The organism is SAR86 cluster bacterium (genome assembly GCA_023703575.1).
Taxonomy (GTDB): Bacteria; Pseudomonadota; Gammaproteobacteria; order Magnimaribacterales; family Magnimaribacteraceae; genus Magnimaribacter.
The window spans coordinates 1,171,645-1,183,380 of record CP097969.1; the positions used below are offsets into that span (position 1 = coordinate 1,171,645).

13 protein-coding genes are annotated in these 11,736 nt (G+C 35.3%); 4 read left to right on the top strand and 9 right to left on the bottom strand.

The window, feature by feature from the left end; genetic code table 11:
• Positions 1 to 164 precede the first annotated feature (164 nt).
• On the top strand, positions 165 to 383 hold the full coding sequence (locus M9C83_05925) for a cold shock domain-containing protein (GenBank protein URQ67405.1): 219 nt from the start codon (positions 165 to 167) through the stop codon (positions 381 to 383).
• Here the strand turns inward: M9C83_05925 and M9C83_05930 are convergent.
• Genes M9C83_05930 through M9C83_05945 form a run of 4 tightly spaced genes read right to left on the bottom strand, consistent with a single transcriptional unit; the run spans position 380 to position 3,922 of the window.
• Positions 380 to 1,570, bottom strand: coding sequence for a HupE/UreJ family protein (locus tag M9C83_05930; protein ID URQ66187.1), 1,191 nt, complete (start codon positions 1,568 to 1,570; stop codon positions 380 to 382). The two genes, M9C83_05925 and M9C83_05930, sit on opposite strands and share 4 nt — an antisense overlap.
• Positions 1,571 to 2,428, bottom strand: coding sequence for a peptidyl-prolyl cis-trans isomerase (locus M9C83_05935; protein URQ66188.1), 858 nt, complete (start codon positions 2,426 to 2,428; stop codon positions 1,571 to 1,573).
• Positions 2,421 to 2,885 carry a GNAT family N-acetyltransferase gene (locus tag M9C83_05940; GenBank protein URQ66189.1) on the bottom strand — a complete coding sequence of 155 codons (465 nt, stop codon included), beginning with the start codon at positions 2,883 to 2,885 and terminating at the stop codon, positions 2,421 to 2,423. The genes M9C83_05935 and M9C83_05940 overlap by 8 nt, the downstream gene beginning before the upstream one ends.
• Positions 2,882 to 3,922 (bottom strand): aldo/keto reductase, encoded by a 1,041-nt coding sequence (locus M9C83_05945; GenBank protein URQ66190.1) that lies wholly within the window; start codon positions 3,920 to 3,922, stop codon positions 2,882 to 2,884. Before M9C83_05945 ends, M9C83_05940 begins: the two co-directional genes overlap by 4 nt.
• Positions 3,923 to 3,977: 55 nt before the next feature.
• Between M9C83_05945 and M9C83_05950 the strand changes: the two genes are divergently transcribed.
• Entirely contained in the window at positions 3,978 to 4,466 is a 489-nt protein-coding gene (locus tag M9C83_05950; protein URQ66191.1) for a glutathione peroxidase, read from the top strand.
• Here the strand turns inward: M9C83_05950 and rimI are convergent.
• Both rimI and M9C83_05960 read right to left on the bottom strand, forming a co-directional pair.
• Entirely contained in the window at positions 4,456 to 4,932 is a 477-nt protein-coding gene (rimI, locus tag M9C83_05955) for a ribosomal protein S18-alanine N-acetyltransferase (protein URQ66192.1), read from the bottom strand. The two genes, M9C83_05950 and rimI, sit on opposite strands and share 11 nt — an antisense overlap.
• A gap of 9 nt (positions 4,933 to 4,941) precedes the next feature.
• Positions 4,942 to 5,337 (bottom strand): hypothetical protein, encoded by a 396-nt coding sequence (locus M9C83_05960; GenBank protein URQ66193.1) that lies wholly within the window; start codon positions 5,335 to 5,337, stop codon positions 4,942 to 4,944.
• A 218-nt stretch (positions 5,338 to 5,555) separates the two neighbouring features.
• Between M9C83_05960 and leuA the strand changes: the two genes are divergently transcribed.
• Both leuA and M9C83_05970 read left to right on the top strand, forming a co-directional pair.
• Complete coding sequence (gene leuA, locus M9C83_05965) at positions 5,556 to 7,226, top strand: 2-isopropylmalate synthase (GenBank protein ID URQ67406.1); 1,671 nt, start codon at positions 5,556 to 5,558, stop codon at positions 7,224 to 7,226.
• A 51-nt stretch (positions 7,227 to 7,277) separates the two neighbouring features.
• Positions 7,278 to 8,672 carry an MFS transporter gene (locus M9C83_05970; GenBank protein ID URQ66194.1) on the top strand — a complete coding sequence of 465 codons (1,395 nt, stop codon included), beginning with the start codon at positions 7,278 to 7,280 and terminating at the stop codon, positions 8,670 to 8,672.
• A gap of 3 nt (positions 8,673 to 8,675) precedes the next feature.
• On the opposite strand, the gene M9C83_05975 is transcribed toward M9C83_05970, so the two are convergent.
• The 3 genes from M9C83_05975 to M9C83_05985 are packed head-to-tail and all read right to left on the bottom strand — an operon-like array spanning position 8,676 to position 11,728.
• Positions 8,676 to 9,449, bottom strand: a complete 774-nt coding sequence (locus tag M9C83_05975; GenBank protein ID URQ66195.1) for an enoyl-CoA hydratase/isomerase family protein — start codon at positions 9,447 to 9,449, stop codon at positions 8,676 to 8,678.
• Between the two features lie 9 nt (positions 9,450 to 9,458).
• Positions 9,459 to 10,781 carry a tRNA lysidine(34) synthetase TilS gene (tilS, locus tag M9C83_05980; protein ID URQ66196.1) on the bottom strand — a complete coding sequence of 441 codons (1,323 nt, stop codon included), beginning with the start codon at positions 10,779 to 10,781 and terminating at the stop codon, positions 9,459 to 9,461.
• Positions 10,781 to 11,728, bottom strand: coding sequence for an acetyl-CoA carboxylase carboxyltransferase subunit alpha (locus M9C83_05985; GenBank protein ID URQ66197.1), 948 nt, complete (start codon positions 11,726 to 11,728; stop codon positions 10,781 to 10,783). The genes tilS and M9C83_05985 overlap by 1 nt, the downstream gene beginning before the upstream one ends.
• Positions 11,729 to 11,736: the final 8 nt, after the last annotated feature.

Here is an 11,736-nt window from a genome sequence, read left to right on the forward strand (position 1 = left end):
TTTTCAGAGCTCTAATAACAAGCTTTATTATATCGAGCCTATTCACTGGGCTAGTTTTCTCTATCGGGGATCTTGCTTTTGGGAGTAGTCTTATGTACCAAGCTCTTGTGACGTTCTGGAGCATTGGATTTCTTTCGATTATTGGTTTTATATATGGAAGAAAAATAAAGAGAAATTTTAGAGGAGAAACTGGAACCATAAAATGGTTTGACCCAAGTAAAGGATACGGGTTTTTAATTCGAGACAAAGGTGGGGATTTATTCGTTCATCTTAGGGCTGTTCAAAATCAAGACAGGAGAAAACTTAAAGAAAATACTAGGGTAAGATTTTCTGTTGAGGAAACAGAAAAAGGGCCTCAAGCTGAAAATATTAGAATAATCTAAAATAGTCTCTCTAAAAACCAATATGTTCCCAAGCAGGACAAAGCTGATGCAGCACAAACTCTTATTGTGTTTATACTCTCTCCGATGAACTTAGTTATCTGAGAAAGAATTAGATAAACAACTAAAACTATCAAAAGTTGTCCGAGCTCAACTCCAATATTAAATCCTGCGATTGCAGGTAAAAGCCTGCCCTCCATCAAACCGATAGTAGATAAATTTCCAGCAAACCCAAATCCATGTATTAAACCGAAAAAAGAAGTTACAAGTAAGGTTATTGAGGAGCCTGGATGCCTTCTTACAAGATTTAAGTAACAAAAAGAGAATATGCTTATACCTACCAAACCAATTATGAATTTTTGTAATCCAAAAAAAGCCAAAAAGATAACGAGAGATGAAGAAAAATAAATCAACAATCTTCCATATAGGCTGTGATTATGAGTAACTGAAGCAATACACTCTATAGCTATAATGACTATGGAATATCCAATTAAAGCTTCAACAAATTGCGAGGAAGGCGTGACTAAACCTAAAGCCCCTAACGCTAAAGTGATGCTATGGCCAATTGTAAAACCCGTAATTACTATGATTAAATTCTTTAAGGCAAAACCTAGAATTAATATTGCAAAAAGGAATGCTAAATGGTCATATCCAGACAATATATGATTGAATCCAAGTTCAAGATAATCTCTAAAAGAATCAAATCTTGATTCGCTTTTAGATTCATTATCAGTTTCTTTCCACTCCCTTCTAGAAGATGTGAAAACCTTTTCAGGACTAGCTACAGAATTAATGTAAAAAGTGGATACATGAGTATGAGTCGGATCTTCATCAAAAAAGAGCTCAAAATTTATTGTGGATTCTTCAAGTTCACACTCCATCGTCCAGAGCAAAGTTAAGTAACCAGTAGAAAAAGAATTTTTCAAAAAAGGTGTCTTGGAGATATTGCAATTTTTATTAAAATTAAAATTATCTATAACTTTATTTGTAAGTTCTTCCTCCCAGTTTTCAGTAAAATTTAAATTTAGCCTTTGTAATACTGATGTTTGAATACTAAATTCTACTTCAATAGATTTTGATTCAGCAGTAGAGTCTATATTGATCTTAGAATAAGACTCACTTCTTTGATGCGAGAATAATACTGTACTCAATAAACAAGATATTAAACCTATTGATAAAAGTTTCGACATTTATTCAGGTAAGTTCCTTGAAATATCGTACCAATTCTTGAGATTCTCTAAATATTCTCTCAAGGAATTATCATCTCTTCTTTTAGAATATTCCGCCATAACAACATCTCTAACTTGATCTAAGTTTGGCTGTCCTGCTAACTCTTTTTCCAATAAGAAAATGATCTTATAACCGCCAGGAACCTTGATTGGTTGACTAAATGTACCAGGTTGTAAATTCCTGGCTAAATTCATGAGGCTGGGCCCAATATACTCTCTTACTTTTGATAATGTCATTAAACTATTTGGAATTTTCAAGGCAGAGTCACTCCCTAAATTGGAAACCTCAACAAAGCTGCTACCAGAAATTAAAAGGTCATAAGCTCGAGTCGCATCTTCAAAGGATGAGTTTTCGGCCCCTTCATCAGAGAAATAAAGTTGTTGAATTCTCAACCTTGATGATTTAGTGAAAAACCCTATATTCTCTTCAAAAAATTCATTTAATTGTTTATCAGATACTTCGTATCTCATATTTTCTGCAATGATAGTCTTTATCATCTGCTGAACAATTGTTCCTCTTGCTATGGGATTATTTTCAAGCATTCCAAGGTCTAAAGCCCTTTTAATTAAAAGTTCCTCTTCGATCATTCGCTCAAGAACATATTCTTTATCTTTTTGCGTTATAGGTGATTTCTTGTCTTTTGCAAGACCTTCAAGTTGGACTAAATATTTCTCCATAGAAATTGAAGTGTCTTCGATTTTCGCAGCATATTTGAAATTTGTAATATTAGATTCTTGAATAATAGAAAGCCCTGCCAATAAAGCTCCAACAATTAAGCCTGCAGACAAAACTAAAGTGTAGAACTTTTCTTTATCCATTTCTTATCATTTGAATATGAGGAATTCCATCTTCGTCATACACTTCGCCATTTACTTTAAAGCCGTGTCGTTCATAAAATTTAATCAAATATTCTTGAGCAGAAATAGTTGATTTATCAGTCATATAATTTTCTGAACTTCTCTTTAGGCCTTCATCAACTAATCTTGATCCAATGCTAAGACCTCTCAGACTGTCAATTACTGCAATACGCCCTATAGACGGTGTTTTGTACTTAATTCCAGGAGGAGTTAACCTTAAGTAACCTACTAAATGTCCTTCCTTTTTCAAAAGAAGATGATCACTAATTTCGTCTAATCCATCCGCATCTTGATACCAAGATTTCTGCTCTACAACAAATATGGATTGTCGAAAACTAAGAACCTCATAAAGTTCTAACTTTGAAAGCTCATCAAAAGATTTCCAAAAACTCTGTAAATCTAAATTTTCAGAGTTCAAGGACATATATTAGGATTTTTTCTATGTATCAAAGAAATTTGTTCTAAGTCTTCATCAGATAATTTCACATCAATACTTCCAATGGCTAGCTTTAGCTGCTCCATAGTGGTTGCACCGATGATATTAGAAGTTACAAAATCTCTTGAATTCACAAAAGAATTAGCCATTACAGATGGATCCATATTTATGGAACGAGCATAATTGACATAGGATTTAACCGCCTCATTTGCGCCGGGAACCTCATAACGATCTCCTCTTTCAAATAAAGTTGTTCGGGCTCCTTCAGGTCTAGCACCATCGATATACTTTCCTGTCAAATAGCCTTGTGCTAAAGGGGAATAAGCTAGAAGACCTACTTGTGATCTATGATGAAATTCAGACATACCGATCTCGTAAGATCGGTTTAAAAAATTGTATGCATTCTGAACTGATACAACTCTTGGTAAATCATACATTTCTGAAAATTTGATAAATTCCGAGAGGCCCCATGGTGTCTCATTTGATAAGCCAATATATCTAATTTTTCCAGAATCTACTAATTCGGAGAGTACTTTCAATGTTTCAAGTATTGGAACTGTTTCAGCTTCATAATGCTTATAACCTAAACCATCAGCACCAAACATGCTCATTCTTCTGTCAGGCCAATGTAATTGATACAAATCAATATATTCAGTCTGTAGTCTTTTTAAGCTAGAATCTATAGCACTTTCGATATTCTCTCTATCCAAAAGAGTCCAGTCTCCTCTAAACCAATTCATAGGCGCCCTTCCAGCTACTTTAGAAGCAAGAATTATCTCTTCTCTCTTCCCGGTTCTCTTAAACCAATTTCCTATGCATTCCTCAGTCTTCCCTTGTGTATCAGGCTTCGGAGGTATTGGATAGAGTTCAGCTGTATCAAAGAAATTTACTCCTTGCTCAACGGCATAATCCATCTGCTCATATCCTTCCTCAAAAGTATTCTGTTCCCCCCAAGTCATAGTACCCAGACAGATAACGCTTACATTTAAATCAGTATTTCCTAATTTTCTATACTCCACCCTTCTCTCCTTACAAAGTTGTTATAATTAATATTATAAAAAATTAAATTCAAAAATGACTAAAAACATTTACCAATTCTCCTGTGAGGACTCATCTGGTCAAAACGTAGACTTAAGCGATTTCAAAGGAAAAACCTTACTGATAGTTAATACTGCCAGCCAGTGTGGCTTTACACCTCAATATAAAGGCCTAGAACAACTTCAAAATAAATTTTCGAATGAGGAATTTTCTGTTTTGGCCTTCCCTTGTAATCAATTTGGTGGTCAAGAGCCAGGGACTAATCAAGAAATTGTTGAATTTTGCAGCTTAAATTATGGAAGTACTTTTCCAATCTTTAGTAAAATTGACGTAAATGGAGACAATGCCCATCCTTTATATAAATTTTTAACTACTGAAAAGAAAGGTCTACTTGGAACGGAAAAAATTAAATGGAACTTCACCAAATTCCTTGTTAATAAAGATGGTGAACCTGTGAATCGATACGGATCTTCAACAACGCCAGAGCAGATAGAGTCTGATATTGAAAAGTTGATTAACTCTTAGAAAAAAATAAATTACTTACAAAACCCTTTTTGAGGGTCTTGGACATCACATAGGCATCTTCTCTCCCTTCAGGAAGTCTATAATATTTTTTCCTCGCACCAATCTGATGAAATCCTAGTTTCTCATAAAGCCTATAAGCTATTTTATTTGAGACCCTTACTTCAAGAATTATTTTCTTACTTCCCATGACTTCAGCAGCAATTATCATTTTTTTTAATATTCTCTCTCCGTTACCAGATCTTCTAAAATCTTTATTAACACCTATATTAAGAAGATGTGACTCTTCAGATGAAATAGCCATAATAGCGAATCCTATCAACCTTTCATTGTCCTCAAGGGCCAAAGAGTAATAACCTTTCTCTAGGCAGTCAGTGAAGTTTCTTTCTGTCCAAGGGAAAGGGTTAGATTCTCTCTCTATTTCGAGAACTGAATCTAAGTGACTAAGATCTAAATAAGAGTAGTCCATAAAATATCTTTATAAATTTAAAGCTTGTAACTTATTCAAAAATAGCTTTTTAGACTCTTTTGATGAACATATTTCTGCCATGGAATCATAAGATGATATTTTAGAATTTATATATAGCTCGAAATATCGTGGAAGATTTGTTCCTAAAACTAGGATATTGTCTATTAATTCTGGATTTTCTAGTTTATTTATTCTTAGGGGTTTATTTTTTCCAATAGACTTAGCAAGCGTCCTTAAAAAAAATATTTTATCCTCCTCTGAAACTTGCTCATCTTTTTTTCCGAGACATAGAATGCAATTTCTGTCGATTAAATAGACTTCGTCATGAAAAATAGTAGCTTCTTGCTCAGATCTTTTTTTCCATATATCTATACCCAGCTCTTGGAGTTTTTGATATTTTGACAAAACCATATTTTGTAATTTTACTATTTGGAAAAAAAGACTCAACTTGACCTTAAATGCTTGCAAATATAAGCTAGCGCCGATGATTTTAGTCGCTTTAAAAATTATTCAGCTACGACTGACTTTCCCGGTCTCTTTTTTAAAGAGTTAACCGGGCATTACTTCGTGCTTTAAGCACCAATCTCAATAATTAAAATATTCTGGAGATAAAAATGACTAAAATAATTAATGATTCAGCTTCTAAATATCGACCATTCAAGTCTATAGATATAGACAACAGAACTTGGCCTTCAAATACAATTACTCAATCACCTATATGGTGCAGTGTAGACTTAAGGGATGGTAATCAAGCTCTTATAGAGCCCATGGGTGAAGAAAGAAAGCTTAGGATGTTTAGCCTCCTAATTGAAATTGGTTTCAAAGAGATTGAAGTGGGTTTCCCCTCTGCGTCCCAAACAGACTTCGATTTTGTCAGAAAAATTATTACGGAAAATCTTATACCAAATGATGTAACTATCCAGGCTTTAACTCAAGCCAGGCCTGAGTTAATTAAAAAAACTTTTGAGGCACTAGAGGGAGCAAAAAAAGCTATTGTTCATGTCTACAATTCTACGTCCACTTTACAGCGTAAAGTTGTTTTTAAGAGTGATGAGGCAGGGATAAAGAAAATTGCAACTGATGGTGCTAAATGGGTAAAAGAAGAGTCAGAACTATATGATGAAACTGATTGGTCATTTGAATATAGTCCAGAGAGCTTTACTGGCACAGAACTCCCTTATGCGGTTGAGGTGTGTAATGCGGTCAATGAAATTTGGCAACCGAATGATCAAAAGAAGACAATCATGAATCTACCTGCCACAGTGGAGATGGCTTCTCCAAATACTTATGCAGATCAAATAGAATGGATGTGTAGAAATCTGCAGGATAGAGAAAATGTAATAGTTAGTCTTCATCCACATAATGATAGAGGAACTGCAGTGGCAGCTACTGAACTAGGAGTTATGGCTGGTGCAGATAGGATAGAAGGGACACTTTTTGGAAATGGAGAAAGAACTGGTAACGTTGATTTAGTTACCTTGGCTTTAAACATGCTTACACAAGGTGTTGATCCTCATCTAGATTTTTCTAATATAAATCCAATAATGAGAGAGGTAGAATATTGCAATCAATTACCAGTCCATCCAAGGCATCCATATGCAGGCGATCTTGTCTTTACAGCCTTTTCCGGTTCTCACCAAGACGCGATAAAGAAAGGTCTTGCTGAATTAAGAAATTCTAATCAAGAGCTTTGGGAAGTACCCTATCTTCCAATTGATCCAAGTGATGTAGGAAGATCTTATGAGGCGGTAATTAGAATAAATAGTCAATCTGGTAAAGGAGGTGTTGCTTATCTTCTTGAAAAAGATCATGGATTAAGTATGCCGAGGAGGTTGCAGATTGAATTTAGTCAGGTGATACAAAAAATAGCAGACGAATCTGGAAAGGAAATCTCTCCTTCAGACATTTGGGATAACTTCCAAGAAACTTATCTTAACAGCTCAGGAAACTACGAATTCATTGAGCATCATATAAATTCAAGTTCCAACAAAGAGGGCACACAATCTGATGAAATAACGATAGGACTAAAACATAACACAGATATAGTAAGTATAATTGGACGCGGAAATGGTCCAATAGATGCGATGATAGATGCCATCAAAAATAGCTTCAATCTTGAAATTAAGATATCTGATTATCATCAACATGCCATCAGTTCCGGCTCAGATGCTAAAGCAGTTGCATATTCTGAATTAGTGTTAGGAAACAAATCTGTATGGGGAGTTGGTATGCATCAAAATACTGTTATTGCTGGCTTACTCTCTGTAATCAGCGGCCTAAATAGATTGTCTTAGTAGCTCAAAACTATAATATGACTATAGAATTTATCATTTCTAGGGGAGTTAATGCGTACTGAGACAGTTCAGCGAAATACAATATTTGCTTATGGAGGACTTGCAACTCCTTTAGCAATGATTGGCTATCCAATAGCAATCTGGCTAATTCCCTTTTATTCTGAGGTTGTAGGCATCCCACTTTATATCATTGCCAATCTCCTTTTAATTGCAAGGTTCACAGATGTGATTACTGATCCAATTCTTGGGCAGTTAGGTGATTCTACTAGGACTTCAATTGGAAGAAGAAAGCCTTGGATTATATTAGGCGTACCTTTGATGATGTTGGCTATCTATAAGTTATTCATCCCTGGTTCAGAAGTCTCAATAGCCTACTTTGTGATTTGGATGATGCTTATGTATTTAGGTTCAACCATAATTAATATTCCTTATGGTGCATGGGGTGCTGAAATATCAACTGACTATCATCAAAGATCAAGAGTCGTCAGCGGTAGAGAGGGATGGACTTTAATTGGTTTGTTGATTTCTGCCCTTATACCTCTTGCTATTGAAGTCTCAGGACAGGGAATAGGATTCCTGGAATCAGTAAAGAGGATGCTTGCAGCAATTTTCATTTTTCAAGATTTTTCTACTTCGGGAAAAATGTCAGATATTTTGGCGAGCATGGGGATTGGTATTGTTATGTTGCTGCCCATCTTTGCAGCGTGGGCAATTTGGAAAGTGCCAGACCCAATGCCTAAGATTGAAAAAAAGATTCCTTTATTTGAAGGACTAAAATATGCTGCCGAAAATCCTTTACTAGTAAGAATTTTATTAATCATTTTCTTAGTGATTGCAGGAGAGTCATTTAGAAATACTTTATCTCTCTGGTTTGTAAGAGATGTGATTGGAATTGAGACTGTTGGTGCTTCTTATGCAAGGTACTTTATTGCGGGATTAATAGGAATTCCTTTCTGGCTTTGGCTTGGTAAAACTTTAGGTAAGCATAAGGCTTTTTGTATAACTCTTGTAGGCACCGGAACAGTAAGTTTCTTATGTTTTTTTCTTGAAAGAGGCGATTTCTCTCAGTTTCATATACTTTTTCTTCTCAAAGGATTCTGTTTTGGTGGCCTTCAATTCCTCCCCGCCTCTATGTTGGCAGATGTTGTTGACCTAGATTCTTTAAAAACTGGCGGGAGACGTGCTGGAACATTCTTTGCATTGAATGGAATGATAGCTAAAGTATCAGCAATGATAGCCGTTTGGGCTGCGGCTATATTAGTAGACTTCTCTGGATTTGTACCTGGAATAATAAATTCAGACGATGCGATGCTAGCTTTAAGAATTTATTATTGCCTGGGTTGTGCCGTATTTTTTCTGCCTGCTTTATTTCTCACTTGGTATTACCCTCTTACCAAACAGAAACACAAAGAGCTTAGAATGGAACTTGAAAGTCAGAACAAATAAATTTTATTTAAAGTTAGGTTGTCTCTTTTCCATGAAAGCTGTGACTCCCTCAATATTATCTTCTGAACCTGTAAGTGTATTTTGGGTTTTAGCCTCTAGATCATAAATATCGCTATAAGTACTATCTAAAGCCTTTCTCATTATCTGTTTTGTAAGTTTTAAAGATTGAGAAGACCGGAGACTCAATTTATCTGCCCATGACAGTGCCTCGTGTAGCAAAGCTTCACCAGGAACTACTTTATTTATTAACCCTAATTCTAAACATCTACTAGATTCTATTCTTTCTCCCTCTATTGCAATTTGATATGCAAGTTTATAACCAACTGTATTGGTTAAAAACCAATTCGCTCCCCCATCAGGAATTAGACCAATATTACTGAAAGCCTGAAGGATATATGCTTCTTCTGACATGATAGTTAAATCACAAGCCATTGCGTAAGCACTTCCTATGCCTGCTGCAGCACCGTTTACCGCAGATATGACAGGTTTAGGTAATGTCATTATTTCATGCAGACTTGGTAAGTACCCATCAACTAAAGCAGCTTCTGTATCTGACCACTTATTATCTCTTGCAGAAAGATCTGCACCCGCTGAAAAGCTTAGTCCTTCACCAGTCAAGACTATAACTCGGATCTCACTATCCAATTTAGCCTCTATCAATGCTTCAAGAATATCCTCGGTCATCTTAGCATTAAATGCATTCCTTACTTCAGGCCGATTAAACTTGATCAAAGCAACAGTTCCTCTTTTTTCATAAATTACTGTCTCTAAATTCATAATTACTCCCTATTTGTTTACACTATCATTCCACACTATAGAAATACCACTCTCATCTAAATTAGTATGAAATTCATCACAAACCCATAAATCTCCCACTGCAGCTATCTGACCGTTTATGTAGATTAGTGGGATAGAATTCCTTTTCCAATCTGGTATCTCAAATTCTTGAAATAGATTCTTTATTTTTTGACTCTTGTCTCTTCCAAAAGGCTTACATCTCTCTCCTCCAACTCTAGCCTTTATAATTACATCATCTTTGAGATATTTTTTATCCAATCCTTTTCCATAGGATTCTTGAGTTGAAAGTTCTCCAGAAGGAATTTTTATGGATTTTTTTAAATCCCAATTGACTCTTAAGTTTTCTGGTAAAGGTCTTACTGAACCTTGAACTAATATTCTTATCTCCTTTGAAGACACAATAATTCTTATTTCAGTGTTAAGTGAGTCTGAATGAATAATAAAACTGCTCGATTCTGGAGATGGCTCTGAGATAGATGATAAGATCTGAAAAATTAATTTTGAAGAAACATAAAAATCATTTTCGTTACTTAGCCAAAAAACTATTGCATTTTTCTGCCTCTCTTTAGATAAAGATTTTAATCTTTTCATATTTATCTTATCTTTACTTGCATCAATACTATCTAAATCCTCTCTAGCGACTTCTGTAAGTATCTTCTGATTCCATTTGGCCTCTGCTGAAAGCTTACCTATTGATTTACCGATAGAAGGCCATCGAGATATAATTTTTGGCATCAATTCATTTCTAATCATATTTCTAGAAAATTTAGATTCTCTGTTAGAGTCGTCTTCAACCCAGCTAAGATTATGTTCTTGGGCGTATTTGAGTATCTCCTTTTTTTTATTTTCCAAGAAGGGTCTATAGAAGTTCATCTCCCGGACTTTAGAAATTTCTTTAATTCCTTCTAGACCTTTAATGCCCGTTCCCCTAAAAAGTCTGAATAAAACTGTCTCAATATGATCATCTAAATGATGACCCGTAATAATTAAATCATTGTGATCTGCCCAGCTTTTAAATACTTCGTGACGTTTATTTCGTAAGATGTCTTCTGAGATTTTATCTAAATCTTTGAGTTTCCAGGATTTAAAATCAACACCCAATTCAGCAGCAATTTGAGCACAGAATTCTTCCCACTTATCTGAATCATTATTGATACCATGATTAACGTGAAGGGCTGTAATTCTGTCTTTTTGTATATCTTGTTCTGAAATAAGTTTAAGAAGGACAGACGAGTCAAGACCTCCTGAAAAAGCAATACCTAATTTATTGAAATCATTGAGAGTTTTATTATTTAAAGTTAAATTTGCCATTAAACATATCCATAGCTCATTAACCTTTTGTATCTCCTATCGAGAAGTGAATCGATAGACATGCTAGTTAAGTCATCTAAGTTTTTAATTAAAACCTTTGATAAATTTGATGATGCCTGGTCAAAACTTCTATGTGCACCACCCAAAGGTTCAGGAATAACTTCATCTATCAAACCCAAATCATAGACACTTTCCGCATTTAATTTCATAGCCTCTGCAGCGAGATCTGCTTTGGTGGAATCTCTCCATACAATGCTTGCGCAAGCTTCAGGCGATGCTACTGAATAGGTAGAATGCTCAAGCATAGAGATATGATCTCCTACACCTAAAGCAAGAGCTCCACCAGATCCACCCTCACCTACAACATTAACAATAATTGGAGTTTTTAGTGAAGACATAACCCTCAAGTTGTGAGCTATTGCCTCACTTTGACCTCTTTCTTCGCTATCAATGCCAGGATAGGCTCCAGGTGTATCGACAAGAGTAACTATTGGAAGCGAGAACCGCTCTGCTAACTCCATTAACCTACAAGCCTTTCGGTAACCTTCCGGTTGAGACATTCCAAAATTATGTAGAATCTTTTCTTCAGTTGACCTGCCCTTTTCATGCCCTATAAACATTACTTTATATTCACCTATAGACCCAATCCCACCTATGACTGCTCTGTCGTCTGAGAAATGCCTATCACCATGAAGTTCATCAAATTCATCAGAAATTCTTTCGATATAATCTAAGAAATGAGGCCTCTCGGGATGTCTAGCAACTTGAACATTTTGCCAAGGAGTTAAGTTAGAGTATATTTTTTCGGTAGTTTTCAAGATAGACTCATTGAGTCTTATAACTTCAGTCTTTATTGACTCATCATCTAAATCAGAATCTTTTAGATCTATAACTTGTTGTTCAAGATCAGCAATAGGTTGTTCAAAATCAAGATAACTTTTTAGCATTTAGGATT

What these genes read in the sequence shown, in the direction of transcription:
- M9C83_05950 (URQ66191.1), top strand. Translation starts at nt 3,978, where the DNA reads ATGACTAAAAACATTTACCAATTCTCCTGTGAGGACTCATCTGGTCAA.
- M9C83_05935 (URQ66188.1), bottom strand. Translation starts at nt 2,428, where the DNA reads ATGGATAAAGAAAAGTTCTACACTTTAGTTTTGTCTGCAGGCTTAATT.
- M9C83_05930 (URQ66187.1), bottom strand. Translation starts at nt 1,570, where the DNA reads ATGTCGAAACTTTTATCAATAGGTTTAATATCTTGTTTATTGAGTACA.
- rimI (URQ66192.1), bottom strand. Translation starts at nt 4,932, where the DNA reads ATGGACTACTCTTATTTAGATCTTAGTCACTTAGATTCAGTTCTCGAA.
- M9C83_05985 (URQ66197.1), bottom strand. Translation starts at nt 11,728, where the DNA reads ATGCTAAAAAGTTATCTTGATTTTGAACAACCTATTGCTGATCTTGAA.
- tilS (URQ66196.1), bottom strand. Translation starts at nt 10,781, where the DNA reads ATGGCAAATTTAACTTTAAATAATAAAACTCTCAATGATTTCAATAAA.
- M9C83_05970 (URQ66194.1), top strand. Translation starts at nt 7,278, where the DNA reads ATGCGTACTGAGACAGTTCAGCGAAATACAATATTTGCTTATGGAGGA.
- M9C83_05975 (URQ66195.1), bottom strand. Translation starts at nt 9,449, where the DNA reads ATGAATTTAGAGACAGTAATTTATGAAAAAAGAGGAACTGTTGCTTTG.